The organism is Mesorhizobium sp. BR1-1-6, assembly GCF_020165355.1.
Taxonomy (GTDB): Bacteria; Pseudomonadota; Alphaproteobacteria; order Rhizobiales; family Rhizobiaceae; genus Mesorhizobium.
On the sequence record NZ_JAIUHZ010000014.1, the window covers coordinates 23,579 to 49,609 of the forward strand.

Genomic DNA, 26,031 nt, shown 5'->3' on the forward strand with positions numbered 1-26,031 from the left:
GTTAAGAAAGGTTAACGGCACAGGCTTAATAGGCGATGAAACCGCCGCCTCTGAAAATGTCTTGGACCCGATCAGCAGTCGCCGCTGGTCCGGCCGTCGGATCGGATGATGCAGACCGAATCGGGCTGCGGCTGAAGCACGCTGCGGCGCACCGTATAGGTATCGCGACCAGTGATCGAACCAGTGGCAGTCATGTCGAGACCGCTGGCAAAATTCCGAGCCGATTGCGAGCGCGTCTGGCTCTCGAGGAAGGGCGTTGCGATCAGGGCCAGCGCCACCGCGGCCGACCCGAACAGCAGCGTGACGCGCAGCACGCCCATGCCCGCATCCGCGGCGCGAAAACTGCGGTCGGGCCGGATCGAATCCCAATCCCTGTCTAGGCTCATGCTGTCGCTCCCCAGAAAATCGCCGGCACGGCCGCGACGAGGCAGCCTTGCATCAATTTTTCATGATGAGATAAATCTTCCATTAATGCTGGTTTATGCGCCCCGCAGCTCCGCTCAGCCACAGGCCGCTAGCGGTTCTGTTCGCCTACAGGAGGTCGATCAGGAACGGGATCAGCGGAGCGTCGGCCGGCGGCATCGGGTAGTCGCGCATCTGCCTGGGCCGCACCCATTTCAGCGCCTGCCCCTCCTTCGGCTGGGCGATGCCGCGAAAGCGGCGGCAGATGAAAAGCGGCATCAAAAGATGGAAATCGTCGTAGCTATGACTGGCGAAGGTGAGCGGTGCCAGGCACGGGATCTCGGTCTCGATGCCGATCTCCTCATAGAGCTCGCGGATAAGGCATTGCTCCGGCGTCTCGCCGGGCTCGACCTTGCCGCCGGGAAACTCCCAGAGCCCGGCAAGCTGCTTGCCCTCGGGCCGCTGCGCCAGGAGCACGCGCCCGTCGGCGTCGACCAGGGCGCAGGCGGCGACCAGGAGCAGGCGCTTGCCGGCGATCGTCACATCATTCATGCCCGATTTCACCCATGAACAGGCGGCCGGCGGTAGTGGTAGCGATAGACCTCGTCGAAGCCGAGAGAATGATAGAGCGCCAGCGCCGGCACATTGCCGGCCTCGACCTGCAGCCAGGCTTCCCGCGCGCCGCGCAGCCGCGCCCATTTCAGCGCCGACAGGATCAGGTTGCGGCCGTGGCCCTTGTTGCGTGCCGACTTGTCGGTGGCGACCTCGAACAGGCCGGCGAGATCGCCGTCATGGACGCAGATCAGCGTCGCCAGTGGTTCCGCTCCAGCCTCGAGCGCGAACAGCCCGGCCTCGGGCTGGATGGCGCCGATGATCTCCGACAGGCCTGGCCGCAGCGACGCGTCCGAGCCGCTGACCTTGAGCGACGCGCCGATGAAGCGGCTGATGTCCTTCAACGGGATCTGGTCCATGGCGGCGTCGAGTTGCGCATCCGCCAGCGGCAGCCGCATCACCAGCGATTCGTCGAACCGACTCCAACCCTCGCGGTCGAGATGGCTGGCCAGATCCGGCCCCGATAACGGCGACATGCGGAAGGTCAGCGGACGGCCATAGGCATCGAAACGGCGGCTGGCGCGGCCGATGCGGTCGGCGATGTGCTGGGTGTCGCCGGGATCGAGCGGATTGACCGAATTCAGCCGCTTGGCCGGATGTCCGGCCGTCAGCCGCACCACCCAGGTGCCGTCATAATGGACTGCCGCCGCGGGCCAGGCGCGGAACCCGGCCGCCTCATAGCGGCGCACTGTCGCCAGCATGCTGGCCGGATGTTTGGAAACCAAGTCCGTCAGCTCCGGTAGTCGCCATTGATGGCGACGTATTCCTTGGTGAGGTCGCAGGTCCACACCGTCGCCTTGCCGCGGCCGATGCCGATATCGGCGCGGATGCGGATGTCGTCGCGCTTCATATACGCCGAGGTCGCTTCCTCCGAATAGGCCGGATCGCGCTCGCCCTCATGCGCCAGCCTGTTGTCGCCGAACCAGATCGACAGGCGGTCGCGGTCAGCCGGCTCGCCGGCCTTGCCGACGGCCATGACGACGCGGCCCCAATTGGCGTCCTCGCCGGCGACCGCGGTCTTGACCAGCGGCGAATTGGCGATCGAGAGCGCGATGCGCTTGGCCGAGCGCGCCGATTTCGCGCCGGTAACGGTGACTTCGACCTGCTTGCGGGCGCCCTCACCGTCGCGCACCACTTGCAGCGCCAGCGACTTCAGCACTTTGCCGAGCGCACGGCGGAACGCCCCCAGACGGGCATCCTTGGGGTCGGTTACCTCCGGCGCGCCGCGTTTGGCGGCCTTTCCGGTGGCGAAGAGCAGCAGCGTGTCGCTGGTGGAGGTGTCGCTGTCGACGGTCACCGCGTTGAAGGTCTTGGCCGTGCCGCGCGACAGCAGATCCTGCAGCACGGGGGCGGCGATCGGCGCATCGGTGGCGACAAAGGACAGCATCGTGGCCATGTCGGGTGCGATCATGCCGGCGCCCTTGGAAATACCGTTGATGGTGACATCGGTGTCACCGAGCTTGACGGTCTGCGTCGCCACCTTCGGATAAGTGTCCGTGGTCATGATGGCTTTGGCCGCCTCGGTCCACAGGTCGGGCTTGCCGTTGCTGACCAGACCAGCCAGCAGATGGCTGAACTTGGTTGTGTCAAGCGGCTCGCCGATGACGCCGGTCGAGGCCAGGAACACCTCGCCTGGCGTGCAGCCGGCAGCCTTGGCTGCCGCTTCGCCCGTCAGCGCGGTGGAGTCCCGGCCCTTCTTGCCGGTGAAGGCGTTGGCGTTGCCGGAATTGACGACGAGCACCCGGGCCTTGCCCGCGGCAAGGTTCTGCCGGCAGAAATCGACTGGCGCCGAGGGGCATTTCGACTTTGTGAACACGCCGGCGACCGCCGTGCCGGGCTCGAAGACCATGGCCAGGAGATCGGTGCGGTTCTTGTATTTTATCCCCGCTTCGGCGGTGGCGATGCGCACCCCCTCGATCTCAGGCATCTTGGGGTATTTCTTCGGCGCGAGCGGCGAAATCGTCGTGGACATGGAACCTCGGACGGGAAAAATCGGCGGAGAAACGCCGGTTTGCCCGATACGGCGCGCCCGCGCAAGGCGTTTTGGTGGCGGCGTGAGAACCGGAATTGGCCTTGACCGGTTCGCAGCCGGCTCCGTTGCAGTTCGCTGGCACCGCCCCGCCCAGGTTGCGATCTCTCCCGAGGGCAGCTTCTGACCCTGGCCCTGGTATTTCTGGGAGCCGTTGCGACTCGGCGCGGGAGCGCGGGCAGAGTTGGTCAGCACCGATGGCGGCCTGCGCATCGTGCGGGGGGACATGGCAGGCAAAATCTCTCCTGCCTCAGCCGCCAAGAACGGGCCGTTTCGTTTCATCGCCGGATCACTTATATTGCCGGCCTAAACCGACGGCGAGGGCGACAGGATGGCCGAAGAGACGGATACGGCGCGTAAATCCATCGGTGCGCGGCGCAATCCCGACAGCGCGGAAGCCATTCTCGATGCCGCCGAGGCGGTGTTGGTCGAGGCCGGCTATGCCGGCTTCTCGATCGAGGCCGTGGCGCGGCGGGCGCGTGCCGGAAAGCCGACCATCTATCGCTGGTGGCCGAGCAAGGCCTCGCTGCTGCTGGAGGTCTACCAGCGCCAGAAACGCGTCGATGTTCCCGATACGGGAAGACTGGAAGAGGATCTCGTCGGCTTCCTCAAAAACCTGTTCGCGCACTGGCGCGAGACGTCGTCGGGCAGCGTGTTCAGGTCGCTGATCGCCGAGGCGCAGTCGGACGAAACGGCGGCCACGGCCCTTGCCGGCTATACCGGCGGGCGCCGGGCCCACACCGGCCAGATCATCGAGCGCGCCAAGGCAAGGGGCGAGGTCGCGGCCGATGTCGATCCGGCTGTGGCCGCCGACCTGGTGGCCTCCTATGCGTGGCGGCAGCTCCTGACCAACCGGCTCGACGAAGACGAGGCGACGATACGCAAGGTGGTCCGCTATCTCCTGCGAGGCATAGAGGGGCCCGACGGCTGAACTGACGCAAAAAAGGGCGCAGCGCCCTTTGGCCACCGCGCCCCTTTTTCGAGACCGTTCTGGTTTACTTGGCGCTTTCCAGCGTATCGACGGCCTTCTTCAAATTGGCGTCGGGAATTTCGACCTTGGCATCGGCGCGCAGCGACTTGACCAGCGCGAAATACTTGTCGCGGATGACCGCCTGCTTGGCCTGGTCCTTGACGTCGTCGAAGGCCGGCGGCTGCTTGGTGCGCTTGTCATCGAGCTTGATCACATGCCAGCCGAACTGCGACTGCACCGGCTGCTCGGTGTATTTGCCGACCTCGAGCGCGAAAGCGGCCTTGTCGAATTCCGGCACCATCTGGCCAGGTCCGAACCAGCCGAGATCGCCGCCACTGGTCTTGCCGCTCGGATCCGAGGTGTGCTCGTTGGCGAGCTTCTGGAAATCGGCGCCGCCGTCGAGTTGCTTGATGATCGCTTCGGCCTCTTCCTTCGTCTTCACGAGGATGTGACGGGCATGCACCTCGTTGACCGGCGGCGTGTTGGCGATCTCCTGGTCGTAGCGGGCGCGGATCTCGGCGTCGGTGACCTTGTCGACGACGCCTTTCTCGACCATCTCGCCATGCAGCGCGCGCTGCTGCAGGAAGGCCATGCGGCGCTGGAAATCGGGATCCTTGTCGAGACCGGTCGAGACGGCCTGGGCGGCCATGACGCGGATCTCGATTGCGGCCGAAAGCGCCGCGGCGCGGCGTTGCTCGGCCGGGAGTTGCGCGAACTGCTGCGACAGCTCGCCTTCGGCAAGCACGAGATCTGCTTCGGTGAGGGGTTGGCCGTTGACGGTGGCAACCACTGTATTCGGATCGACCGGTGCCGCCGGTGCGGCCGGTGCCGCTGGTGGTGCCGGCTGGGCTGGTGCGGTTTCCTGCGCCATCAGCGGCGACAGGCAAAGAGCCGACAGGCCGACGGCCAGGCCGAGGCTGGCGAGCGACGCACGGCGGAACAACAGGGACATTAAGATGACTCCGATGAGGATGTGAAGGACAGGAGGCTTCCAGATCAGCCAGATTGTGGCCGAATTTGGCGCGACCGGCAGGGCCAGCGCGGCGTTGACATCAGTTGAGCCCCCTCTTATCTGTCCAACGACTTTGCGTCCAGAACCGTTTTCCGGGCGCTTTTTGCGTTGCCCGCATACAGGCGGCGCATTCACGTGGATTTGATGGGGCCGGCCGGCGCTCGTCTCAGTTTGAGAATTCTATCGAAAGGACCATTGGATGGTCAGTCTCGGCGGTCTCGCCCGTAAGGTTTTCGGCTCCTCCAACGACCGCAGGGTCAAGTCGACCCGGCCCCGTGTCGAGGCGATCAATGCCATGGAAAACGAGATGCGGGCGCTCTCCGATGCAGAGCTCGCCGGCCGCACGGAAAAGTTCCGCCAAGACATCGCCAACGGCGCCAGCCTCGAGGACCTGCTGATCCCGGCCTTCGCCACCGCCCGCGAGGCGGCGCGCCGCGTGCTCGGCATGCGCCCCTTCGACGTCCAGCTGATCGGCGGCATGGTGCTGCACAATGGCGGCATCGCCGAGATGCGCACCGGTGAGGGCAAGACGCTGGTCGCGACCTTGCCCGTCTATCTCAATGCACTGGCCGGCAATGGCGTCCACGTCGTCACCGTCAACGATTATCTCGCCACCCGCGACTCCGAATGGATGGGCCGCGTCTATAAGTTCCTCGGCCTCTCGGTCGGCGTCATCGTCCATGGCCTGTCCGACGAGGAGCGCCGCGTCGCCTACGCCGCCGACGTCACCTATGCCACCAACAACGAACTCGGCTTCGACTATCTGCGCGACAACATGAAGTACGAGCGCGCCCAGATGGTACAGCGTGGTCACAACTACGCGATCGTCGACGAAGTCGATTCCATCCTGGTCGATGAAGCGCGCACGCCGCTGATCATTTCCGGTCCGCTCGAGGACCGTTCGGAAATGTACAACACCATCGACACTTTCATCATCCAGCTGCAGCCGCAGGATTATGAGATCGACGAGAAGCAGAAGACCTCCATCTTCACCGAGGAAGGCACCGAGAAGCTCGAGAACCTGCTGCGCGACGCCGGCCTGCTCAAGGGCGAGTCGCTCTATGACGTCGAGAACGTCGCCATCGTCCATCACGTCAACAATGCGCTGAAGGCGCACCGCCTGTTCCAGCGCGACAAGGACTATATCGTGCGCAACGGCGAGATCGTCATCATCGACGAGTTCACCGGCCGCATGATGCCCGGCCGCCGCTATTCGGAAGGCCTGCACCAGGCGCTTGAAGCCAAGGAGCATGTGGCAATCCAGCCGGAGAACCAGACGCTCGCCTCCGTTACCTTCCAGAACTATTTCCGCCTCTACAAGAAGCTTTCCGGCATGACCGGCACCGCGCTGACCGAGGCCGAGGAATTCGGCAACATCTACGGCCTCGAAGTCACCGAGATCCCGACCAACCTGCCGGTCATCCGCAAGGATGAGGACGACGAGGTCTACCGGACGGTCGAGGAGAAATACAAGGCGATCGTCAAGGAGATCCGCGAAGCCAGCGCCAAGGGCCAGCCGACGCTGGTCGGCACCACCTCGATCGAGAAGTCCGAGCAACTGGCCGAGCGGCTGCGCAAGGAAGGTTTTAAGGATTTCGAGGTGCTGAACGCCCGCCATCACGAGCGCGAGGCGGCGATCGTCGCCCAGGCGGGCAAGCCCGGCGCCATCACCATCGCCACCAACATGGCCGGCCGCGGCACCGACATCAAGCTCGGCGGCAATGCCGAGATGCGCATCGCCGAGGAACTGGGCGACATGCCCGAAGGGCCCGAGCGCGAGGCGCGGGAAAAGGAAATCTATGCCGACGTCGAGCGCCTGAAGGAAAAGGCGCTGGCCGCCGGCGGCCTCTACGTGCTCGCCACCGAGCGCCATGAATCACGCCGCATCGACAACCAGCTTCGTGGCCGCTCCGGCCGCCAGGGCGACCCCGGCCGCTCGAAATTCTTCCTGTCGCTGCAGGACGATCTGATGCGCATCTTCGGCTCCGAGCGCATGGACGGCATGTTGCAGAAGCTCGGCCTCAAGGAAGACGAGGCCATCATCCATCCCTGGATCAACAAGGCGCTGGAAAAGGCGCAGAAGAAGGTCGAGGCGCGCAACTTCGACATCCGCAAGAATCTTCTGAAATATGACGACGTTTCCAACGACCAGCGCAAGGTCGTGTTCGAACAGCGCATCGAGCTGATGGACGGCGAAGGCCTGTCGGAGACCATTGCCGAGATGCGCGAAGGCGTTATCGACGAGATCGTCGCCAAGGCCATTCCCGAGAACGCCTATGCCGAGCAGTGGGATGTCGCCGGGTTGAAGGCCGAGGTCGCCGAGTTCCTCAATCTCGACCTGCCGATTGAGGAATGGGTCAAGGAAGAAGGCATCGCCGAGGACGACATTCGCGAGCGCATCACGCAAGCCGCCGACGCCGCCGCCAAGGAGCGCGCCGAGCGCTTCGGGCCCGAGGTGATGACCTATGTCGAGCGCTCCGTGGTGCTGCAGACGCTCGACCATCTGTGGCGCGAGCACATCGTTAATCTCGACCATCTGCGTTCGGTTGTCGGCTTCCGCGGCTACGCCCAGCGCGATCCTTTGCAGGAATACAAGAGCGAGGCGTTCGAGCTGTTCCAGGCGATGCTGGGCAATCTGCGCCAGGCCGTCACCGCGCAGCTGATGCGCGTCGAACTGGTCCGCCAGGCTGCCGAGGCCCCGCCGCCGGAAGCCCCCGACATGTTCGGCACGCATATTGACGGTACCACCGGCGAGAACGATTTCGAAGGCGGCGAAACCGCCCTTCTGGTGCGCCAGGAAAGCAACGCCATCGTCGCCCCCGAAGACCGCGACCCCAACAACCCCGCCACCTGGGGCAAGGTCGGCCGCAACGAAGCGTGCCCCTGCGGCTCCGGCAAGAAATACAAGCACTGCCACGGCGCTTTCGCGTAAGGAAAACCTGCAGGGCTCACATTCCCGGATTTCTGATCCGGGCGAGATTCCTACGTGCTCAGATCAGCCCGGAATCGCGCGCGGCGGCGGTCGCCTCGCCACGCGAAATGGCGTCCAGCTTGCCCAGCACCGCCGAGACATGATGATCGACGGTCTTCGGTGAGATGGTCAGGTGCTCGGCTATTCTCTTGTTGGAAAAACCGCGTTCGATCAGTTGCAGGACCTGCATCTGGCGCAGCGTCAGGCCAGCTTGATTGGCGCGCGTGCTCTGCCGCGGTCCCCTTGCAATGTTATTGACGCCATTCTGCCGCATGACGGCGCGGACGTGCTGGGCGACCGGCCGGGCACCGAGCCCCTCGAATATATCCAGGGCCAGGCGCAGGGCCGGCTCGTCGCCGCGCAGCAGGGCGAGCGCCTGCTCGAACGGAGCACCCAGCCGGGCCCACAGCGTCGCGGCACCGTGCCAATCGCCGGCGAGCAGCAGGCGATAGGGCTCCGCCATGCCGGTCGTATCGCCAGGGTCGCTTTCAGGCGACAAGAGCAGCCGCCAGACGGCCAGTTCGGCGAACATCGCCCTCGTCGGCGACAGGCTTTCTGCCAGCTCGATCAGGCGAAGCGCCTCACTGGCGTCGCCTTGCCCAAGCCATGCCAGTTCGGCCATCGACGCCGTGTAAGGCACCAGCCGCTGCAGCTCCATTCCCCTGTCCAGGAACCGCTTCATTTCCTCCAGCACCGGCCCAGCCGGATCGCCTCGCCTTATGCGCAGTTTCGCCAGCGCGACCAGGGATGGGTAACGCACCAGGGCTGTCGTTGCAGCATCGTCGATGACGTCGAGAGCCATGGCCGCCGCATCGTCCCAAAGGCCGCGTCGCAAAAGCAGCTGCGCCTGCACGCCCCGCATATAGTCGCGCCAGGTCGCGAGGTCGTTCTCAACGCAATAGGCAATGCCGCGGTCGAGAAAGGATTGCGCGCGCACAAGATCGAGCTGGTTCATTTCGGCGCAGGCGCAATTGGTGAAGCCGCGTGCCGCGTGCTCCTGGAAATTCTGCACGAGTGCGATTTCAAGGCTGCGGGCGAGGTGCAGCCGGCCCTTGGCCAGGTCAAGCCACTGCTCGGCCGAACCAAGATTGTTGAGCGCGTGGCAGATTATCTCCGGCTTGTTCAACCGTTCGGCCAGAGCGACTGCCTTGCCGCCAAGCAGCAGCGTCTCATCGAGCTTCTCGGCCAGCATCGCCAGCTGCGAGAGATTGGAATAGGCCATGGCAAGCTCCGGACTGGCAGGCGCCTGTTCCAGCAGTTCCACTGCCTGGGCCCCGAACAGGTCCGCCTGTTCGCGGTCACCCACCAGATAGGCGAAGCGCGACAGGCATCTGAGGCTGTCGCCCTCCCTGAGCGTGTCGCCCAGCGCCTGCTGTAGCCGGCGCGCCTGGCTCTGCGCCTCGATGGCCGCATCGATGCGGCCGATCAGATGGCATTCAAACGCATATCCTTCGTAAAGCCTCGCCCGGTCGCTCATCGGCAGGCTGTCGGCATGCCGCAAGGCGACCTCGTAGTAGCCGGCGGCATCGCGATGCGCGCCGACGCGGGAAGCCTCGCGCGCTGCGAGCGGGGCAAGCTCGCGCACCGCCTCAAGATTCTGGGCCTCCACCGCATGGTGCACAAGCCTTGCGGTAGTCACCTCGGCGTTTTCCTGCAGTGCGGAAAGCGCGCGTTGGTTGAATTCGCGCCGACGGCTCGAGGTCAGCGCCATCTCGATGGCGCGACGGGCGATCTCGTGCCGGAAGGCGTAGCCATCGCCGAGATCGTCGAGCAAGCCATTCGAGACACATTCCGCCAGCTGGCCGGCGCTGGCGACGCCACAGAGGCCGCGCAGCGCCCAGGCATCGGCGCGGCGTGGAAACACAGACACCGCGTCGAGCATCGAGCGCGCTCCCTGCGACAGGCGCTCGGCACGCGCCAGCACGGCGTCGCGGACGCTGGCCGGCGGGATCATCTCGCTTTCGGCAGCCAGCAATTCGGTGACGAAGAAGGCGTTGCCCGCGGTGGCGCGATAGATTGCGCTGCCGTCGCGGTTGGCTGCTTCGGCAAGCGACAACACCGCCGCCTCGCTGAGCAGTGGCACTTCGATGCGCTGGACGTTGCCGGCTGGAATTTCGCCGAGCACCCGGCGCGCACGCATCTGCCCTTCGCTGCGGTCGGTGCGTGCCGTGAACAGCACCAGCATATGCGTGTTGGTGATGCGCCGGCCCAGGAAACGGACGAAATCCAGGGTCGCGTCGTCGGCCCAGTGCATATCCTCGATGACCAGCAAACCCGGCCGAGACCTCGCCTCGAAAACCTCGAGAGCGTCTGAAAACAGGGGCAGCCGCTGACCTTGGCGGTCGTCGATTGCCCGGGGCAGTGCCCACTGCGCGTCCCGGGCCAGATCATAGAGCGGTCCCAGCGGATCGGGAATCGACAGGTCCTCGCAAGCGCTGCGGAATATGGAAACGTGCTGCCCGGCACGGGTTACGAACGCCTCGACGAGTGCCGTCTTGCCGGCGCCGGCCTCGCCCAGCAATGCCGCCACGCGGCCGCGACCGCGCGCGGCCTCCGCGAGCAGTTCCTCCAACTGATCGAGTTGTGCCTGCCGTTCCAGAAGCATCGTCACTGGCCCATAAGTATCGTCGTCCCTCGACCCTTCTCCAAAATACCCCCGCTTCGGTATCCGCAGTGTGGCTCCCAGACCAAACGTCGAAAACATAGGGAATCGTCCCGCGCAATATGGGGAAAGGCTCCGATGTGCGCTTTCGACGATCGTGATTTTTCTCCAACCGCGCTCATTTCGAGCGTGAATCAGTCACAAAAGGAAGCCACTCCATGCCTCGCTATCTGATCGAACGGACATTCCCCGACGGGCTCAACGTGCCGACGAACGACGTCGGCGCGACGGCGCTCGGCGGCATCATCATGCGCAACGCCGAGAAGGGGGTCACCTGGCTGCACTCCTTCGTGTCGCCCGACAGGAACAAGAGTTTCTGCATCTACGACGCCCCCTCGCCGGAGGCGATCCGCAGCACGGCGCAGAAGAATTCGCTACCGGTGGACAAGATCACGGAGGTGAGGGTCCTGGACCCTTACTTTTATCGCTGACCCTATGGACCAAGGATGGAACAATGAGCGTGAGATCGTCCTGGGCAGCGATGGGTGTCGGCTTTCCGTGCTGTTTCCTCCCGAAACGGCAGCCGCCGTCGTGGCGTTCGACCATGCACCCTCCCGGCGTGGTCTCGCATCGCGGATTGTCTCCGCGCTGCTCGCGCCGTTGCGAAGCCGGCGCAGGCGCCTGCCACCGCAAGACGATTATTTAAGGCGGGACGTCGGCCTGCCGGAGCACGAGATGCGGCGGGACTACTGGGAATATTGGTGGTGGCATCAATGAGACCGCCGCCCGGCTAGAGAGGAACGGATCGGACCCGTCCCGCAACTGACGATCCAACGCGCAGGCATGGCAGCAGCAGGGCCTTACAGGCCGGTCCTGCCGCCTGCGCGTCACCAACAACCAATGGAGAATAAAATGAACGTCAATTTCTGGCGCCTTGCCGCGCTGTCCATCATGGCGATCGCCGCCACTGCCGCATCTGCGGAGAGTGGCAATCGGCTGGCCGCCGAGGTGCGGGCGGCCAACGGCCGCTTCGTGAATGTCGCGGCGGCCACCGCCGAGGGCTATGCGCCGATTCCCTGCGCCAGCGGCATCACCGGCGGCGCCATGGGCATTCACTACGTCAATGGCGCCTATCTCAAGGACGATGCCGTCGACCTCGCCAAGCCGGAGGCCGTGATGTACGAGCCGATGGCCGATGGCAAGCTGAAGCTGGTGGCCGTCGAATATATCACCGCGAAGGGTCCTGCGTCGCTCGAAGGCCAGCTGTTCAACTTCGACAGCGCTCCCAACCGCTACGGCCTCGGCCCCTTCTACGAACTTCATGTCTGGGCCTGGAAGCAGAACCCGACCGGCGCCTTCGCCGACATGAACCCGAATGTCTCATGCGACGCCATGAAAAAGGCCGACTGACGGCACCGGCCTGCCGGAACAGTGCCGGCAGGCCTTTTACGCGTCGCGAGGAGAAACCATGCCCGAGATAGCTATCTTCCTGGCAAGGCTGCGCGCCCCACCATGGCGGCTGATGGCCATCCTCGCTTGGCTGGCGCGCGGACGGCGCCTCCGACATGAGCGGCGTCACCTGGAGGCGATGCCCGATTTCATGCTGAAAGACATCGGCATCAGCCGTTCCGAGATCGACTATGTCGCAACTCACGGCGAAGCGCGCCGCTCTTAGGCTTGGCTGGGAGTTGGACCGACAGAGCGCCTGTCTCCTGCTTGCGGCATGGAACCCACACCGGTCGTCCTCGCTGGCCTCTCTGCCATTGTGTATGCCTCTTCCACCCACCCTTTCTTAAGGTGTCTCCGCTACACCAAAGCCTGAAAAGAAGCGGAAAACGGAGAACAATCGGGGTGCGCTTTTCCGCGGCCACGACAGCCGGGCGGTTCTTGCCGCAGCGTTTGGCGCTGCGCGTGGAGCCGTTGCTTGGCCGCGTCGACGCCGTGCTGTTCACCGCCGACGAGCGCGGCGAGGCCGGCCGCATGTCGGTCATTGCCTTTTCCATCCGCATCGTCAGCGCCGTCATCGCCTTCGTCAGCCAGGTGTTGATGGCACGCTGGATGGGCTCGTTCGAATACGGCATCTTCGTCCTTGTCTGGGTGACCATGGTCATCGTCGGCAATCTCGCCTGCCTCGGCTTCCACACCTCGGTTATCCGCTTCATTCCCGAATACCGCGAGCGCGGCCTCATCGACGAGTTGCGCGGTATCGTCGTGGCCAGCCGCCTGTTCGTCCTGATCGCTTCGACGGTCATCGCCGGGCTCGGCGCGCTCGGCGTGTGGCTCGCTTCGTCATGGACTGAAAACTACTATGTCCTGCCGTTCATCCTCGGCGTCATCTGCCTGCCGATGATAGCGCTGTCGGACCTGCTGCAGGGCCAAGCCAGGGCGAACAGCTGGGCGCTGTTCGCCCTGGCGCCGACCTATCTGATACGGCCCGTGCTGATCCTGCTGTTCATGGCGCTGATGCTTTTCGCCGGCTACGCGCCCGACGCGAAGACCGCGATCTTCGCCTCGATCGCCGCCACTTACGTCACCACGCTCGCCCAGCTTATCGGCGTCACCCGGCGCATGGAAAAGCAGATTCCGGCCGGGCCGATGAAGGTGCATTTCGCACAATGGTTCATTGTCTCGCTGCCGATCTTCTTGGTCGAAAGCTTCTTTTTCCTGCTCACCAATGCCGACGTGCTGATGGTCGGCGCCTATATGGACCCCAACGACGTCGCCGTCTATTTCGCCACGGTCAAGACACTGGCGCTGGTGCATTTCGTCTACTTCGCCGTCAAGGCAGGCGTCGCTCAGCGCTATGCCCAGTTCACCCATGGCGAGCCGGAAAAGCTCGCCGCCTTCGCCCGCGAGACGGTGTCGTGGACCTTCTGGCCATCGCTCGCCATGGCGCTGCTGGTGCTGGCGCTTGGCAAACCGATGCTGATGCTGTTCGGTCCCGAATTCACATCGGGTTATCCGCTTCTGTTCCTGCTCGTCTTCGGCGTCGTGGCGCGCGCCGCCGTGGGCCCGTGCGAAAGCCTGCTCACCATGAGCGGCAACCAGAATGTCTGCGCCGCCGTCTATGCCATGACGCTGGCCTTCAACATTGGCCTGAACGTGGTGCTGATCCCGCTCTTCGGCCTGTGGGGCGCCGCAATGGCCACCGCCTTCGCCATGATCTTCGAGGCCGGCGCGCTGTCCTTCACGGTCTGGCGCAAGCTCGGCATCGTCATGGCGATCTTCGTGCCAGCCAAAGGAGCCGCGTGATGGCCGCCATCCCCTTGCTCGAGGAAACCAGCGGCGGCCCCGCCGGCGCCATGGTGTCCGGCCTTGCCGGACTGGGGCGCGACACCGACCCGGCCCATATCGAGATCCTCGCCAACAACCGGCCCGAGCGGAAACTGGCCATCTATCCGGCGTCGGCCGGGTTCGACCTCGTCGAGGAGCTGGATTATCTGTGCGCCCGCACCATCGAGCCCAACGTCTTCTTCAACCCGCGTTTCCTCGCGCCCGCAATGCCCCGGCTGGAAGACCGCGAGGTGCGTCTGGCCGTCATCCGTGACGGCGATGAATACCGCAACCGGCTACGCCTTCTGGTGCCGTTCTCGGTGGAGCGGCCGGTGGTGCCGCTCGGGGTTCCGGTCATGCGCACATGGTCGAGCCCGTTCGGCCCGCTCGGCACCCCGCTGGTCGACCGCGACGATCCGGTCGGTGTCCTCGAGGATTTCTTCTCCATGCTGTCGCGCCCGCATCTGAAGCTGCCGAAAGTGTTCGTCCTGCCCGACATCAGGCTCGACGGCGCGGTGGCGAGCCTGGTTGCCACTGTGGCCGAAACGCGTGGCCTGATGTTGGTCACCACCGGTCACGCCCAGCGTCCGCTGCTCGAGAGCGAACGCGACGCCGAGGACTATCTGAAGGCTTCGCTGCGCGCGCACCATTATCGCGAGTTCCGCCGCCTCAAGCGGCGGCTGGGTGACCTCGGTAAGCTTGAACATGTCGTGGCGCGCGGCCCCGACGAGATCCGTCACGCCATCGAGAGCTTCCTGACGCTGGAGGCGGCCGGCTGGAAGGGCCGCGAGCGCACGGCCATGGCGATCGACCGCTACCGCGCCGCCTTCGCCCGCGAGGCCGTGCACAGGCTGGCCGAGCAGGACCTGTGCCGCATCCATTCGCTGACGCTGGACGGCCGCACCATTGCGTGCCTGATCGTCTTCGTCGAAGCCGGCGTTGCCTACACCTGGAAGACGGCCTACGACGAAACTCTGGCCGGCTATTCACCAGGCACGCTGCTGATGATCGAGGTGACCAGGCAGCATCTCGACGACCCCAACATCATGATGACCGATTCCTGTGCCGTGCCCGACCATCCGGTGATGAGCAGGCTGTGGACCGAGCGCAAGCCGATGGGCACGCTGGTGATCGGCCTGACGCCGGACGCCGACCGTCTCGCCCGCCAGGCGGCCTCGCAACTGCATCTCTACCGGGAGACCCGCAACATGGCCCGCCTGCTGCGCAACCGGATGAAGAGCCTGCTCAAGAGACGATAGACGCGCTCGCATCTTCTGGAGCGCGTGGATGCTTGCTTCAAGCCTGAGCATTTGGTTGCTTCATGGGATAAACAGTCACTGTATTGATAGCGTTTATTCGCCAGCGCCTGCTTGAGCAACAGTCACAATCTTTCAACAAAGCGCGACAAAGGTGATACGATTTTGGGTATAATTCATGTCGCTTGCCGGCGGCGCATCCGTTTTTCTTCAGCGCTTTTCCTCGTGGCGGACATCAGAATTAGCTAATTCATTCGAACATATAAAGGACATTCACGGAACTTAAGTGGTAACATAAGACCTTTGGGACCAGGCCCTGGGACTTTGGTCCGCCTTCACGAAATCCGGCAGCGAGCATGAGGCTAATCTTCATTGCTCTTCAGGAACTTGAAACGGCCGACCAGATCCAACTTGAGCCACTCGTCCTCTTTCTTCCACGGCGCTTTCGGCGGTGGCGCGCGGATTGCGAGGAACAGGCGCTGAACGCGAGAAATCCACCTGCCGGAACCAGCGGGGGAGCCGCCAATGGGAAAGCTGCCGGCGCCAGAATCCTGGACGCGTAAAGCCCGCCACGGAGCCCTACGGGGACGGTCTTGGGCGAGCGAGCGCCATGTCGAAAGTGTCCGGCAGGTGAGGATGCGCGCCGGTCCGTCTCACCGAAGCCGTGGTCATCGCGTCGACCGGGAGAATAATCGACATGCGAGCATAGTGGTCCGGCCACAGCGGCTTTCCAAACAGGAAGCACACGATCGCGAGAAAACAAATCAGCAGCAGGACAGCGAAGGTGTTCGCGATGATCTCGCCAAGCTGCATGTCTTTCTCCCCGAAGTCGGACACCCGCCGCTCGCAGCAACGGCGGGCGTCCAAGGACCGTCGATGAAGGGACTTTACTCGACGGCTTCCACGCCAATGAGGAACGGCGGCTTATGTTCAGGGTTTAGGACCAATGCGTCGATGCTTCGGACTTCAGTCCCAATTGCGGGTCCGAGGAGAAGGAGACAGTCTGCCTTTCGCACCGGCTAAGCCCTCCACCAAGGTACCTGACAGCCGGGAGCACAGCCCGGCCTGCTCGCCAAGTGCCGAACCTACCGCCAAAAGCAGGCCGGGCTCCTTCTGTCGATAGTCAAGATCGTCGCCCAACGGGGAAAATGACCAGCTACAAGGTGGAGGAAATCCTGGGCGAGAGAATTATCGGCACGCACGAGGTGGCGGCTTCAAGTCCCGCAGGGGCTGCCAGACGGGCAACCGGTCATCCGATGCAACCCCGCATTCCAGGCGCGCTGTTCGTTCGGGTCACCAGATCGGAGGACGGCACGGTCGCCGAATTCAGCTTCGCGGGATTTCCGTGTTGAACCCAGATGTCGTCGGATGGGACGGCAGGAGTGGCGTTTCTTGCGACTATGGCCGGTGTCTACGCCGACCCATTGGCGCGGTTCGGCATTGATGGAACCGCCGGCTCACCCTAACCGTTTGTTTTCACGTGGATTCCGAAGCTCGTCGATGAAACCGTTTTGACCCGACTTGCACCAGAATTGCGCTAGCGTCCCAGCGGCTGTCTGGATGCCGAAACCAATTCGTCTTCGTCCCTGATCCCGGCCATGTAATTCGCGATTATGCGGGATGAAATCGCTTCGCGTTGCTGGGCCGATCGGGCGTCGAGCTTCAGCCTGTCGAACACGCGGCCAAGCAGGGCCACTTCGGAGGAATCGAAGACGCCAGCCTCCTGAGCTTTCTGACGAATCGGCATGAGTTCCTCCCTTTCAGATAAATAAGCAACAACTGATGCAAGGGGCAATCTCAGGGCCTGATATATCCACACCGAGGAACGGTCAGGCGGCCAACATAGGTCCTGAAGCGTGAAAGCGGCTACCGCATTGGACAGGCCGTCCTGCACCCTGCCGAGCCGCTCCCGGATGTCGCTCTTGCGATATCGGCTTTAAACGGCGCACGACAAACTCGAACACCATATCCGCATTTGCCGAAACGCCGATCGGGAATTAGCGGCAGACGTATCGAAGCGGCGACTGAAATGGTGCCCCTAGCCGGGATCGAACCAGCACTCCTTGCGGAACTCGATTTTGAGTCGAGCGCGTCTACCAATTCCGCCATAGGGGCTCAGGCCGGGCGGCCTGGATGGCGCGGACTATACGGTTGGAGGCCTGTTCGTCAACTGGCCTGTTGCCGATAGCCTGCGGAGCCGCGACCAAACCGCCCCTTTCGGTTTCCTGCGGGCACTGCCATTGTGCGGCGCGGAAAATCTTTCTAGACAGGCGTCGTGTCGAAGCGCCTGGCGTCCGGAAGAAGGAACGCGGCGCGCTTCGGGTCTTGGTTTCACGCATGCACCTGTTTCATCCATGCCCCTGGTTTTCTGCCTGCCCTTATGCCGGCCACGCCGTGCATGTGGGCGCCGTGCGGTAGGCATTTACGACATTAGGAGAGCCGATGCTTCGCGGACTGTACGACTGGACCTTGTCGCTGGCGGCGCGCAAATCCGCCGAATGGTGGCTGGCCTTCATCGCCTTCGTCGAGAGTTCCGTGTTCCTGGTGCCGGCCGACGTGCTCTATCTGCCGATGGCACTGTCGCGGCCTGATCGCGCCTATCGCTATGCGCTGATCGCCACCGTCGCCTCCGTGCTGGGCGGCATCGCCGGCTGGTTCATCGGCCACTACGCCTACGACGCGCTGGCGCGGCCCATCCTCGAATTCTACGGCAAGTATGACGAGTTCGAGGCGCTGCGCGTCTCTTCGGGCATCGGCTTCATCATCTTGATGCTGATCACCTCGGGCGCCGCCCATCTGCCGCCGATCAAGGTGGTGACGATCCTTTCGGGGGTCATCGGCGTCAATCTTTTGCTGTTCATCGCGCTGGCAATCGTGGCGCGCGGCGGGCGCTTCCTGCTCCTGGCCTGGCTGCTGCGCCGCTATGGCGAGCCGATCCGCGAGTTCATCGAAAAGCGCCTCGGCCTGATCGCGGGTGCGGCGGCAGCCGCCCTGATTTTGCTCTATATCCTGGTCAAATACGCCTTCTGATTCATGTCGCCCAAACCGCGCGGCGGCGTGGCGACATGGACCACAAGACCGGGCGAGCGGCGAACATAACGGACGAAAGACCCCATGACTGCGACCATGACTGCCAACACCGGACGCCAGCGGACCATGACGGCCCTGTTCCTTGCCGTAGCCATGGCCGCCACTGTCGGCTCCGCGCTCGCCTTCCAGTACATTGGCGGCTACATCCCTTGCCATCTCTGCCTGGAACAGCGCACGCCCTACTATATCGGCGTGCCGCTGATGCTGCTGGCGCTGCTTGCATCGGCGCTGCACGCGCCGGCATGGGTGGTGCGCGGCTTGCTGGCCATCGGCGGCCTGCTGATGCTCTATGGCCTTTATCTCGGCATCTATCATGCCGGCGTGGAGTGGGCCTGGTGGCAGGGCCCGGCCGATTGCACCGCGGGCGGAGGCCCGGTCGACACCGGCGGCAAAGGCGTCCTCGACGCGCTCGACAAATTCGTGCCCCCGTCCTGCGACAAGGCCGCGCTTCGCATTCTCGGCCTGTCGCTCGCCGGCTGGAACGCCATCGCCAGCCTTGTCCTCGCGGCCATCGCCTTCCGCAGCGCGCTTTCGCGCGACTGAGTCCGTTCAACCGAACGGCACGACAAGAGTTCGAGCAGAAATCCGGCGGGCCGAGTCGGATAGCGCGGCTTTCGACGTCCGAGCCAGGTCGACCCCCACTCCGTCTCGGCTCCGCCGAGCCACCTCTCCCCCGATCGACGGGGGAGAGGAATGGCGCGAACCTATTGCCTCAGGCTCCTTTCCTCTCCCTCCGGAGGGGGGAGAGGTGGCGCTGCGAAGCAGCGACGGAGTGGAGGAAGCCGGTCCTCAAAACGCGAAGCCGCTGATAAGTGAGCGCGGCCGAGCTGGTCCGATATCAGGGTATGTCAGACTATCATGGAGACAATCGCTTCAGACGGCCAGCGTCCCGAATTCTCGGACGATCTCAGGGTTCGAGTTCGACATCCCAGTACAGATAATCCATCCAGCTTTCATGCAGATGGTTGGGCGGGAACAGACGGCCATTATTGTGCAGGTCGTGCACCGTCGGCTGGTAGGGCTTCTGCAACGGCCACATCTTGGCATGGGCCGGCATCATGCCACCTTTCCTGAGATTGCAGGGCGAACAGGCGGCGACGACATTCTCCCACGTCGTAGCACCCCCGCGATGGCGGGGGATGACGTGATCGAAGGTCAGATCGTCGGGCGTGCCGCAATACTGGCACTGGAAGCGGTCGCGCAGGAAGACGTTGAAGCGTGTGAAGGCTGGATGCCGCGACGGCTTCACATAGGCCTTCAGGCTGACGACGCTCGGCAGCTTCATCGAGAAGGTCGGCGAGGACACCGCGTGCTCGTATTCGGCGACGATGTTCACCCGTTCGAGGAACACCGCCTTGATGGCGTCCTGCCACGACCAGAGCGACAGGGGGTAATAGCTGAGCGGACGGTAATCCGCATTCAGCACCAGCGCTGGAAGCCCATCCGGAGATACGGCAACCGTCACGTCGTTGGCCTCCTTGGTTCTCTAACCTGAATGGCGCGGATACTGTAAGCCCGACATGACAGGGATGTGAAGCGGATTGTCACGCGTCCGAAGGCACAAAAAAACGAGATTTTGATGCTTTTTCGCGTTTTCAGGCCGGGGGTGCGGCATCCCTGCCCTTCAATTCGCGATAATAGGACCAGAAAAGCCGCGATGCGACACCTCTCCATGGGCTCCATGATTCGGCGAGTTGGATCAGTGTTTTCTCCTGCGGACGCGGGTCGATGCCGAGCGCATGGCCGACGGCGGTCTGGAGCGCGACATCGCGCGCCGGGAAGATGTCGGGATGGCCTGCGGCGAACAGCAGATACACCTGCGCCGTCCACGGACCGATACCGGGCACCGCCGTCATGGTCGTGATTGCCTCGCCGGCGTCAAGCGAACACAAATGATGAAGATCGAGGCCGTCCGCCACCGCCTGGGCGGCGGCGAGGAGGCCGCGTTGCTTGGGTCGCGACAGGCCCGCCTCGCGAAACATGTCCTCGCCGGCGGCAAGGATCGCCAGCGGCGTCAGCGGGTCGACCAGTTTCGTCAGCCGGCCGAAGATCGCATCGGCGCTGGCGCGCGACACCTGCTGCGAGACGATGATCGAGGCAAGGCTCAAGAATCCCGGTTGGGAAAGCCGTAGCGGCACCTCGCCCGCCATGCCGCGGATCTTTTCCAGCCTTGGGTCGATCGCGCAAAGCGCGTCGAGCCCCCGGGCGATGTCGTCCAATGTGGCGATACGTTGCATGCTTTCTTGTTCCTGAACCGGCCGCACGGTAGCAATTGGCAAAACCGCCGCACAACCCGATTGCCGCTCAAGAGATGACACTCCTGACATTCCGTTTCGCGCCCAGTCCCAATGGCGAACTGCATCTCGGCCATGCCTTTTCGGCGCTGCTCAACCAGAAACTGGCGCGAGCGGTCGGCGGCCGCCTGCTGCTGCGCATCGAGGATATCGACACCACGCGCTGCTCGCCGGAATTCGAGGCGGGCATCTTTGCCGACCTGAAATGGCTCGGTCTTGCCTGGGAACAGCCTGTACGACGGCAATCCGAGCACTTCGCCTGTTATGAGACGGTGCTTGACCGGCTGATCCGGGAGGACCTTGTCTATCCCGCCTTCATGAGCAGAAGCGAGATCCGGGCTTTCATCACCGAGAGCGAAAAGCGCGACTGGCCGCGCGATCCCGACGGCGTGCCGGTCTATCCCGCCGTCGACAAGGCTCTGCCGGCGAAGGAACGCCAGCGCCGCATTGCCGAGGGCGCTCCCTTCGCCTGGCGGCTGGATGTCGATGCGGCGATGGCACGCGTCGGCAAGGATTTGTCATGGAACGAATTTTCAGACGAATCGCTTTCCGCGACGCGCGTCGTCGAGGCCCGCCCGCGCGATTGGGGCGACGTGATCGTGGCGCGCCGCGAAATCCCGACCAGCTATCATCTCGCCGTCGTCGTCGACGATGCGCTGCAGGGCGTCAGCCATGTCGTGCGCGGCGAGGATCTTTATTCCGCCACCGGGGTGCAGCGGCTGCTTCAGGAACTGCTTGGCCTGCCGCAGCCAGCCTATTTCCATCACCGGCTGATCCTGGGACCCGACGGGCGCAAGCTGTCGAAAAGCCTGAAGGACACCGGCCTTGCCGTCTTGCGCGAAGCGGGCGTGTCGGCTCACGATGTCAGGCGGATGGTCGGTCTCTGATGCAGGCGAAGGCCGAAGAGGCAGTTTGCGGAAAAGGCGGCCGGTTGAATTCCGGTGATGCATGGATCAATCGTTTCGTTTTGCGCGCCGGCTTGAACCGGACTAGAGCTTCGCCACGGCTCAATTCTCGTCAAGCGCGGTCCCCGGAAAATGCACAGCGTCAAGCGGCTCATCCCCGCCACTTTCGTCGTCCTGTGGGCGACCGGCTTCATCGGCGCCCGCTATGCCATGCCGTGGGCCGAACCGTTTACGTTCCTGGCTGCGCGCTTCGTCCTGGCGGCGGCGTTGTTCGCCGGCCTGGTGGTCGTGCTTGGCTCCAAGAGAGCCTCCCGCGAAGAGGCATTGCACGCCACCGGGGCCGGCATTCTGATGCATGGCGTCTATCTCGGCGCGGTCTTCTGGGCTATCCACAGGGGCATGCCCGCCGGGCTGTCGGCGCTGATTGTCGGCCTGCAGCCGCTGATCACGGCGGTGCTCGCCGGCAAGTTTCTCGGCGAGGCGATCCTGCCGCGCCATTGGGCCGGCCTCGCGGTCGGCCTGGCCGGCGTCGTCATCGTGCTCTGGCCAAAGCTCGGCGCGCTCGGCGGCGGCGTGACGTCAGCCACGCTGACCGCCTCGCTGGTCTCGGTGCTCGGCATGAGCGCCGGCACGATATGGCAGAAGCGTTTTGCTTCCGGCGGCGACCTCGTCGCCGCGACCATGTGGCAATATGTCGGCGGCGCTTCGGTGATGATCCTGGCTTCACTGGCCTTCGAGACCCACACGGTTGTCATCAACGGCGAATTGATCTTCGCCATGGTCTGGCTGGTGCTGGTGCTGTCGATCGGCGCCATCTTCCTTCTGATGGTGATGATCCGGGACGGCGAGATGTCGAAGGTCGCTTCGCTGTTCTATCTGGTGCCGGCGGTGACGGCCGTCATCGCCTGGGCCTTGTTCGACGAGCAGCTCAACGCGCTTCAGATTGCCGGCATGGCGATCACGACCTTCGGTGTCGGTCTGGCAACGGCGCGGCAGACCAAGGGAAGAATTGTAGAAATGAGGAATTGAGGAATTGAGGAATTGAGGAATTGAGGAAAATGGTGCCATCTGGCGCTGGGGGCTTCTTCTTCAATTCTCCAATTCTCCAATTCTCCAGTTCTTCAATTCAGCCGGTCATCCCACCCGCGCGCGTGCCTCGAGATAGCGGCTGATTGCTGCGTTGAGTTCGCCGCCGAGAATGAAGATCGCGGACACGATGTAGAGAAAGACCACCGCGATCATGATCGAGGCAAGCCCGGCATAGGTCGTCACATAGGACGAGAAATGGTCGAGATAGGTGGCGAAAATGGTCGAGCCGATCAGCCATGCGGCGAGCGTGAAGACGATGCCGGGGATCAGCGAGACGAAACGGCGCTTGCCGGCCGGCAGCCAGTAATGCACTGAAAACAGACCGCCGACGATGACGGTCGAGGCGATGACGTAGCGCCACAGCGTGATGGTGCCCGTATAGGGTTTTATCCACTCGAAATGCGCCTCGGCCAGCCGCGCCAGCAATGGCGCGAAGACCAGGAGCACGCTGATCGCCAGGAAGCCTGCCGTGGCGATCAGCACGAAGAAGATGCTCTGCACGCGGCGATAGATGATGCCGCGCGTCTCGGTGACGCGATAGGCCCGGTTGAGCGAGGTGCGCAGCGCCTCGATGCCGTTCGAGGCGAAATAGGCGGCCAGCAGCACGCCGTAGGTGAGCAGATCCGATCGTCGCACGGTGAGCACGTTCAGCACCTCTCGCGCGATCGGTTTGGCGATTTGTTCCGGCCAGGTGTCAAAGACCAGGTGCACGGCCGTGTCGGCGAAGGCTTGCGCGCCGAGGAAGCTCGCCAGCGTGGTGGCGAAGATCAGGAACGGAAACAACGCCATCAGCGAGGTGATTGCCAGATGGCTGGCCATCGCCCAGCCGTCATCGGTGTTGAAATGACCGATCGCGTCGTAGAGCACGCGGCGCAGGGCGACGATATTCCGCAACAAGAACCGCGCTCCCCTTCGATTGTCTCGACGCCGCGAATATGGGAAGGGAATGCGGCAAATGGCAACCCTTGGTCATAAGACGAATCCGTCGGCACGCGCGTTGCGCGTCATCATCGTCACCGGCGCGTCGTCCGGCATAGGCGCTTATTGCGCGCGGGCGCTCAAGGCGGAAGGCTGGCGGGTGTTCGCCACGGCGCGCAAGCCCGAAGACATCGCGGCCCTGGAAAAGGAGGGCATCGAGGCGTTCTATCTGGACTATCGCGAACCTGCCTCCATCGAAGCGCTTGCGGCATCAGTGCTGGAGCGGACCGGCGGCAGAATCGATGCTCTGTTCAACAATGGCGCCTATGCACAAGCGGGCGCGGTCGAGGATCTGCCGGTGGCCGCCTTGCGCGAGCAGTTCGAGGCCAATTTCTTCGGCTGGCACGACCTGACCCGCCGGCTCGTGCCGGTGATGCGCCGCCAGGGCCGTGGCCGGATCGTTCATTGCTCGTCGATCCTTGGCCTGGTGCCGGTACGTTTTCGCGGCGCCTATTCGGCATCCAAACACGCTTTGGAGGCGCTGATGCTCTGTCAGCGCCAGGAACTGGCCGGCAGCGGCGTGCATGTCTCGCTGATCGAGCCGGGGCCGGTGAAATCGAAGATCGCCAGCAATGGCCTCGCCTGGTTTCTCAAGAATATCGACCATGAGAATTCCGTGCACCGCGCGGACTATGAGGCGCAGTTGGAACGGATGCGCACCGGCGGCAGCCAATCGGCGCTGAAGCCCGGGCCGGAAGTGGTCCACAAGGCGCTTCGCCATGCACTTCTGTCGCGGCGCCCGCGCCCGCACTATGTGGTAACAGTGCCGGCCAAGGTCGGCGCCACGCTCAAACGAATCCTGCCGGCATCGATGCTTTACCGCCTGCTCGCCAAACGCGCCTGAACAAGAAAAGGACTGGAAACGCAAAATGGCATCCGTCTTCAACATCCTTGCCATCCTGGTCATGGTCGCCGTGGTGATCGTGCTGGTCCGGGGCCTGATCAACATGATGCGCGGCGGTTCCGGCATGACCTCCAACAAGCTGATGCAGACGCGCGTCGTGCTGCAGGCCGTGGCGCTGGCGCTGATCCTGCTGGCCGTGTATTTCACCCGCAAATGAGGACACCGGCCGTTCGGGAGGCGACGTGGTCAAGCTCAACAAGATCTACACCCGCACCGGCGACAACGGCACCACCGGGCTCGGCACGGGTGAGCGGCGGCTGAAGTCCGATCTCAGGGTGGACGCCTACGGCACTGTCGACGAAGCCAACGCCTGCATTGGCATGGCTCGTGTTCACACCGCCCCAAGCCACCCGGCGATTGACGCCATGCTTGCCCGCATCCAGAACGATCTCTTCGACCTCGGCGCCGATCTGGCTGTGCCCGACGACGGCAAGCCGCTCGGCTACGAACCGCTGCGCATCATTGCCGCGCAGACCGAGCGCGTCGAACACGACATCGATCTCCTCAACAACGACCTCCAGCCGCTCAAATCCTTCGTGCTGAACGGCGGCACGCCGGCCGCCGCTGCGCTCCATCTCGCCCGCACGGTGGCGCGGCGGGCCGAGCGGCTGATGGTGGCGCTCGCACAGCATCCTGGTGAGCACGTCAACCGCGACGGGCTGAAATACATCAACCGCGTCTCCGATTTCCTGTTCGTCGCCGCCAGGGCGGTCAATGACAATGGAAATGCCGACGTGTTATGGGTTCCTGGCAAGAACCGCTGAACTATGCCAAGGCGGGAGAGGCCAGGCACCTATGTTCATCCCGCTCTACGACACCAACAGGCTGCGGCACATCAGGCTGCAATATGTGACGATCGCCCTGATCCTGGCCAACGCGCTGGTCTATTGCGCCACCGCGCTCGGGGGCGAGAATTTCACCAACGCCGCCGTGCTCGGCCTCGGCTTCATCCCCTCCGTGGTGCATGACACGGCAGAGCTCGACCCGCGCTTTATCGTCATTCCCGAAAGCCTGAGCTATCTCACTTACTCATTCCTGCATGCCGACATTTTCCACCTTGGCGGCAACATGCTGTTCCTGTGGGTGTTCGGCGACAATGTCGAGGACGCGCTCGGCCATATCCGCTATCTCATCTTCTACCTCCTGTGCGCCATCGCCGGAGCCGCCTTCCAGGGCCTCATCGCGTGGGACTCGCAGGTGCCGCTGATCGGCGCCTCCGGCGCCATCGCCGGCGTGGTCGTCGCCTACCTGATCCTCTATCCCAGGGTGAAGGTCTGGGTGCTGGCCTTTGCCCGCATTCCGCTGCGCATCCCGGCCTTCATCCCGCTCCTCCTGTGGGTGCTGTTCCAGATCGTCATGTTCGCCGCCGGTGGCGAGGACCAGATTTCCTGGGCCTGCCACATAGGCGGCATCATCGCCGGCGCCGTGCTGGTGCTCGTGCTGCGCAGCCGCGGCGTGCCGCTTTTTGCGGGCGCGGACGAAGAGGCCGCACCCGCCGACCAGCCCGCCATCGCCGTAGATCCGGCCGTAAACGAGCCGATTGCCGCGCAGCCCGTGCCACGCTGGGGTCGGGGAAGTGCCCCCGGCCCCGACTGAACCGATTGAGTGAATTGCCCGACGCCGTGGCATATTGACGTGCGGGTT

Annotated in this window: 27 protein-coding genes and 1 tRNA gene; 16 read left to right on the forward strand and 12 right to left on the reverse strand. The window is 63.8% G+C overall.

The annotated features are described in order from the left end of the window. Window positions 1-71: 71 nt before the first annotated feature. The 4 genes from LB545_RS22325 to argJ all read right to left on the reverse strand — a co-directional run bounded on the left by LB545_RS22325 (window position 72) and on the right by argJ (window position 2,986). Window positions 72-386, reverse strand: coding sequence for a hypothetical protein (locus LB545_RS22325; RefSeq protein ID WP_224705866.1), 315 nt, complete (start codon window positions 384-386; stop codon window positions 72-74). A gap of 145 nt (window positions 387-531) precedes the next feature. Next, window positions 532-954 carry a (deoxy)nucleoside triphosphate pyrophosphohydrolase gene (locus LB545_RS22330; protein ID WP_140500914.1) on the reverse strand — a complete coding sequence of 141 codons (423 nt, stop codon included), beginning with the start codon at window positions 952-954 and terminating at the stop codon, window positions 532-534. An 8-nt stretch (window positions 955-962) separates the two neighbouring features. Beyond that, window positions 963-1,715, reverse strand: a complete 753-nt coding sequence (locus LB545_RS22335) for a GNAT family N-acetyltransferase (RefSeq protein WP_140500961.1) — start codon at window positions 1,713-1,715, stop codon at window positions 963-965. 29 nt (window positions 1,716-1,744) lie between these two features. Then, window positions 1,745-2,986 carry a bifunctional glutamate N-acetyltransferase/amino-acid acetyltransferase ArgJ gene (gene argJ, locus LB545_RS22340; protein WP_140565928.1) on the reverse strand — a complete coding sequence of 414 codons (1,242 nt, stop codon included), beginning with the start codon at window positions 2,984-2,986 and terminating at the stop codon, window positions 1,745-1,747. Between the two features lie 388 nt (window positions 2,987-3,374). On the opposite strand from argJ, the gene LB545_RS22345 reads away from it, so the two are divergent. Further along, window positions 3,375-3,974, forward strand: a complete 600-nt coding sequence (locus LB545_RS22345) for a TetR/AcrR family transcriptional regulator (RefSeq protein ID WP_140729336.1) — start codon at window positions 3,375-3,377, stop codon at window positions 3,972-3,974. A 64-nt stretch (window positions 3,975-4,038) separates the two neighbouring features. Here the strand turns inward: LB545_RS22345 and LB545_RS22350 are convergent, their stop codons facing one another. After that, window positions 4,039-4,965, reverse strand: a complete 927-nt coding sequence (locus tag LB545_RS22350; protein ID WP_140729335.1) for a peptidylprolyl isomerase — start codon at window positions 4,963-4,965, stop codon at window positions 4,039-4,041. A gap of 259 nt (window positions 4,966-5,224) precedes the next feature. On the opposite strand from LB545_RS22350, the gene secA reads away from it, so the two are divergent. Next, entirely contained in the window at window positions 5,225-7,957 is a 2,733-nt protein-coding gene (gene secA / locus LB545_RS22355) for a preprotein translocase subunit SecA (RefSeq protein WP_140500910.1), read from the forward strand. A 58-nt stretch (window positions 7,958-8,015) separates the two neighbouring features. Here the strand turns inward: secA and LB545_RS22360 are convergent, their stop codons facing one another. Further along, a complete protein-coding gene (locus LB545_RS22360) occupies window positions 8,016-10,601 on the reverse strand; it encodes a helix-turn-helix transcriptional regulator (RefSeq protein ID WP_140625594.1) in 2,586 nt (861 codons plus the stop codon). 215 nt (window positions 10,602-10,816) lie between these two features. On the opposite strand from LB545_RS22360, the gene LB545_RS22365 reads away from it, so the two are divergent. From LB545_RS22365 to LB545_RS22385, 5 genes are all read left to right on the forward strand, one after another. Next, window positions 10,817-11,089 carry a DUF4242 domain-containing protein gene (locus tag LB545_RS22365; protein ID WP_140500909.1) on the forward strand — a complete coding sequence of 91 codons (273 nt, stop codon included), beginning with the start codon at window positions 10,817-10,819 and terminating at the stop codon, window positions 11,087-11,089. A gap of 421 nt (window positions 11,090-11,510) precedes the next feature. Next, a complete protein-coding gene (locus LB545_RS22370; RefSeq protein ID WP_140584055.1) occupies window positions 11,511-12,008 on the forward strand; it encodes a hypothetical protein in 498 nt (165 codons plus the stop codon). A 58-nt stretch (window positions 12,009-12,066) separates the two neighbouring features. Next, on the forward strand, window positions 12,067-12,273 hold the full coding sequence (locus LB545_RS22375; protein ID WP_140525446.1) for a DUF1127 domain-containing protein: 207 nt from the start codon (window positions 12,067-12,069) through the stop codon (window positions 12,271-12,273). A 176-nt stretch (window positions 12,274-12,449) separates the two neighbouring features. Next, complete coding sequence (locus LB545_RS22380) at window positions 12,450-13,850, forward strand: lipopolysaccharide biosynthesis protein (protein ID WP_140513849.1); 1,401 nt, start codon at window positions 12,450-12,452, stop codon at window positions 13,848-13,850. Beyond that, the gene (locus LB545_RS22385; RefSeq protein WP_140525444.1) at window positions 13,850-15,130 is read left to right on the forward strand and encodes a GNAT family N-acetyltransferase; all 1,281 of its coding nucleotides are present in this window, start codon (window positions 13,850-13,852) and stop codon (window positions 15,128-15,130) included. The genes LB545_RS22380 and LB545_RS22385 overlap by 1 nt, the downstream gene beginning before the upstream one ends. A 576-nt stretch (window positions 15,131-15,706) precedes the next feature. On the opposite strand, the gene LB545_RS22390 is transcribed toward LB545_RS22385, so the two are convergent. Beyond that, window positions 15,707-15,940 (reverse strand): polymerase, encoded by a 234-nt coding sequence (locus LB545_RS22390; RefSeq protein ID WP_140625584.1) that lies wholly within the window; start codon window positions 15,938-15,940, stop codon window positions 15,707-15,709. 335 nt (window positions 15,941-16,275) lie between these two features. Here LB545_RS22390 and LB545_RS22395 point away from each other — a divergent pair, with 335 nt between their 5' ends. Further along, the gene (locus LB545_RS22395) at window positions 16,276-16,479 is read left to right on the forward strand and encodes a hypothetical protein (protein ID WP_140500899.1); all 204 of its coding nucleotides are present in this window, start codon (window positions 16,276-16,278) and stop codon (window positions 16,477-16,479) included. A gap of 185 nt (window positions 16,480-16,664) precedes the next feature. Here LB545_RS22395 and LB545_RS22400 read toward each other — a convergent pair whose 3' ends face one another. Next, the gene (locus LB545_RS22400; RefSeq protein WP_140500898.1) at window positions 16,665-16,874 is read right to left on the reverse strand and encodes a hypothetical protein; all 210 of its coding nucleotides are present in this window, start codon (window positions 16,872-16,874) and stop codon (window positions 16,665-16,667) included. Window positions 16,875-17,157: 283 nt separating this feature from the next. Continuing rightward, window positions 17,158-17,242: transfer RNA gene (locus LB545_RS22405), tRNA-Leu, on the reverse strand. A gap of 327 nt (window positions 17,243-17,569) precedes the next feature. On the opposite strand from LB545_RS22405, the gene LB545_RS22410 reads away from it, so the two are divergent. Further along, on the forward strand, window positions 17,570-18,157 hold the full coding sequence (locus LB545_RS22410) for a YqaA family protein (protein ID WP_140500881.1): 588 nt from the start codon (window positions 17,570-17,572) through the stop codon (window positions 18,155-18,157). Window positions 18,158-18,241: 84 nt separating this feature from the next. Next, a complete protein-coding gene (locus LB545_RS22415; RefSeq protein WP_140500880.1) occupies window positions 18,242-18,760 on the forward strand; it encodes a disulfide bond formation protein B in 519 nt (172 codons plus the stop codon). Window positions 18,761-19,124: 364 nt separating this feature from the next. Here the strand turns inward: LB545_RS22415 and LB545_RS22420 are convergent, their stop codons facing one another. Then, complete coding sequence (locus LB545_RS22420) at window positions 19,125-19,682, reverse strand: HNH endonuclease (protein WP_023677956.1); 558 nt, start codon at window positions 19,680-19,682, stop codon at window positions 19,125-19,127. Between the two features lie 130 nt (window positions 19,683-19,812). Then, on the reverse strand, window positions 19,813-20,454 hold the full coding sequence (locus tag LB545_RS22425) for a DNA-3-methyladenine glycosylase family protein (RefSeq protein WP_140500879.1): 642 nt from the start codon (window positions 20,452-20,454) through the stop codon (window positions 19,813-19,815). A 74-nt stretch (window positions 20,455-20,528) separates the two neighbouring features. Here LB545_RS22425 and gluQRS point away from each other — a divergent pair, with 74 nt between their 5' ends. Together gluQRS and LB545_RS22435 are read left to right on the forward strand one after the other, a co-directional pair. Beyond that, window positions 20,529-21,398 carry a tRNA glutamyl-Q(34) synthetase GluQRS gene (gene gluQRS, locus LB545_RS22430; protein WP_140625583.1) on the forward strand — a complete coding sequence of 290 codons (870 nt, stop codon included), beginning with the start codon at window positions 20,529-20,531 and terminating at the stop codon, window positions 21,396-21,398. Window positions 21,399-21,548: 150 nt separating this feature from the next. Continuing rightward, a complete protein-coding gene (locus LB545_RS22435; RefSeq protein ID WP_140560188.1) occupies window positions 21,549-22,445 on the forward strand; it encodes a DMT family transporter in 897 nt (298 codons plus the stop codon). Between the two features lie 105 nt (window positions 22,446-22,550). Here the strand turns inward: LB545_RS22435 and LB545_RS22440 are convergent, their stop codons facing one another. After that, window positions 22,551-23,402 (reverse strand): YihY/virulence factor BrkB family protein, encoded by an 852-nt coding sequence (locus LB545_RS22440; RefSeq protein ID WP_140500876.1) that lies wholly within the window; start codon window positions 23,400-23,402, stop codon window positions 22,551-22,553. A gap of 58 nt (window positions 23,403-23,460) precedes the next feature. On the opposite strand from LB545_RS22440, the gene LB545_RS22445 reads away from it, so the two are divergent. The 4 genes from LB545_RS22445 to LB545_RS22460 are packed head-to-tail and all read left to right on the forward strand — an operon-like array spanning window position 23,461 to window position 25,983. Next, window positions 23,461-24,327, forward strand: a complete 867-nt coding sequence (locus LB545_RS22445) for an SDR family oxidoreductase (protein WP_224619250.1) — start codon at window positions 23,461-23,463, stop codon at window positions 24,325-24,327. Window positions 24,328-24,352: 25 nt separating this feature from the next. Further along, window positions 24,353-24,544, forward strand: a complete 192-nt coding sequence (locus LB545_RS22450) for a twin transmembrane helix small protein (RefSeq protein ID WP_140500874.1) — start codon at window positions 24,353-24,355, stop codon at window positions 24,542-24,544. Between the two features lie 25 nt (window positions 24,545-24,569). Then, window positions 24,570-25,151, forward strand: a complete 582-nt coding sequence (locus LB545_RS22455; RefSeq protein WP_140500873.1) for a cob(I)yrinic acid a,c-diamide adenosyltransferase — start codon at window positions 24,570-24,572, stop codon at window positions 25,149-25,151. Between the two features lie 31 nt (window positions 25,152-25,182). Continuing rightward, window positions 25,183-25,983 carry a rhomboid family intramembrane serine protease gene (locus tag LB545_RS22460; protein WP_140500872.1) on the forward strand — a complete coding sequence of 267 codons (801 nt, stop codon included), beginning with the start codon at window positions 25,183-25,185 and terminating at the stop codon, window positions 25,981-25,983. The last annotated feature ends 48 nt before the right edge of the window (window positions 25,984-26,031 follow it).

Coding starts and splice junctions, on each gene's coding strand:
- LB545_RS22385 (WP_140525444.1), top strand. CDS start 13,850: ATGGCCGCCATCCCCTTGCTCGAGGAAACCAGCGGCGGCCCCGCCGGC.
- LB545_RS22350 (WP_140729335.1), bottom strand. CDS start 4,965: ATGTCCCTGTTGTTCCGCCGTGCGTCGCTCGCCAGCCTCGGCCTGGCC.
- LB545_RS22390 (WP_140625584.1), bottom strand. CDS start 15,940: ATGCAGCTTGGCGAGATCATCGCGAACACCTTCGCTGTCCTGCTGCTG.
- LB545_RS22335 (WP_140500961.1), bottom strand. CDS start 1,715: ATGCTGGCGACAGTGCGCCGCTATGAGGCGGCCGGGTTCCGCGCCTGG.
- LB545_RS22370 (WP_140584055.1), top strand. CDS start 11,511: ATGAACGTCAATTTCTGGCGCCTTGCCGCGCTGTCCATCATGGCGATC.
- LB545_RS22365 (WP_140500909.1), top strand. CDS start 10,817: ATGCCTCGCTATCTGATCGAACGGACATTCCCCGACGGGCTCAACGTG.
- gluQRS (WP_140625583.1), top strand. CDS start 20,529: ATGACACTCCTGACATTCCGTTTCGCGCCCAGTCCCAATGGCGAACTG.
- LB545_RS22395 (WP_140500899.1), top strand. CDS start 16,276: ATGACCAGCTACAAGGTGGAGGAAATCCTGGGCGAGAGAATTATCGGC.
- LB545_RS22450 (WP_140500874.1), top strand. CDS start 24,353: ATGGCATCCGTCTTCAACATCCTTGCCATCCTGGTCATGGTCGCCGTG.
- LB545_RS22345 (WP_140729336.1), top strand. CDS start 3,375: ATGGCCGAAGAGACGGATACGGCGCGTAAATCCATCGGTGCGCGGCGC.
- LB545_RS22445 (WP_224619250.1), top strand. CDS start 23,461: ATGGCAACCCTTGGTCATAAGACGAATCCGTCGGCACGCGCGTTGCGC.
- secA (WP_140500910.1), top strand. CDS start 5,225: ATGGTCAGTCTCGGCGGTCTCGCCCGTAAGGTTTTCGGCTCCTCCAAC.
- LB545_RS22410 (WP_140500881.1), top strand. CDS start 17,570: ATGCTTCGCGGACTGTACGACTGGACCTTGTCGCTGGCGGCGCGCAAA.
- LB545_RS22375 (WP_140525446.1), top strand. CDS start 12,067: ATGCCCGAGATAGCTATCTTCCTGGCAAGGCTGCGCGCCCCACCATGG.
- LB545_RS22415 (WP_140500880.1), top strand. CDS start 18,242: ATGACTGCGACCATGACTGCCAACACCGGACGCCAGCGGACCATGACG.
- argJ (WP_140565928.1), bottom strand. CDS start 2,986: ATGTCCACGACGATTTCGCCGCTCGCGCCGAAGAAATACCCCAAGATG.
- LB545_RS22425 (WP_140500879.1), bottom strand. CDS start 20,454: ATGCAACGTATCGCCACATTGGACGACATCGCCCGGGGGCTCGACGCG.
- LB545_RS22325 (WP_224705866.1), bottom strand. CDS start 386: ATGAGCCTAGACAGGGATTGGGATTCGATCCGGCCCGACCGCAGTTTT.
- LB545_RS22435 (WP_140560188.1), top strand. CDS start 21,549: ATGCACAGCGTCAAGCGGCTCATCCCCGCCACTTTCGTCGTCCTGTGG.
- LB545_RS22360 (WP_140625594.1), bottom strand. CDS start 10,601: ATGCTTCTGGAACGGCAGGCACAACTCGATCAGTTGGAGGAACTGCTC.
- LB545_RS22330 (WP_140500914.1), bottom strand. CDS start 954: ATGAATGATGTGACGATCGCCGGCAAGCGCCTGCTCCTGGTCGCCGCC.
- LB545_RS22460 (WP_140500872.1), top strand. CDS start 25,183: ATGTTCATCCCGCTCTACGACACCAACAGGCTGCGGCACATCAGGCTG.
- LB545_RS22400 (WP_140500898.1), bottom strand. CDS start 16,874: ATGCCGATTCGTCAGAAAGCTCAGGAGGCTGGCGTCTTCGATTCCTCC.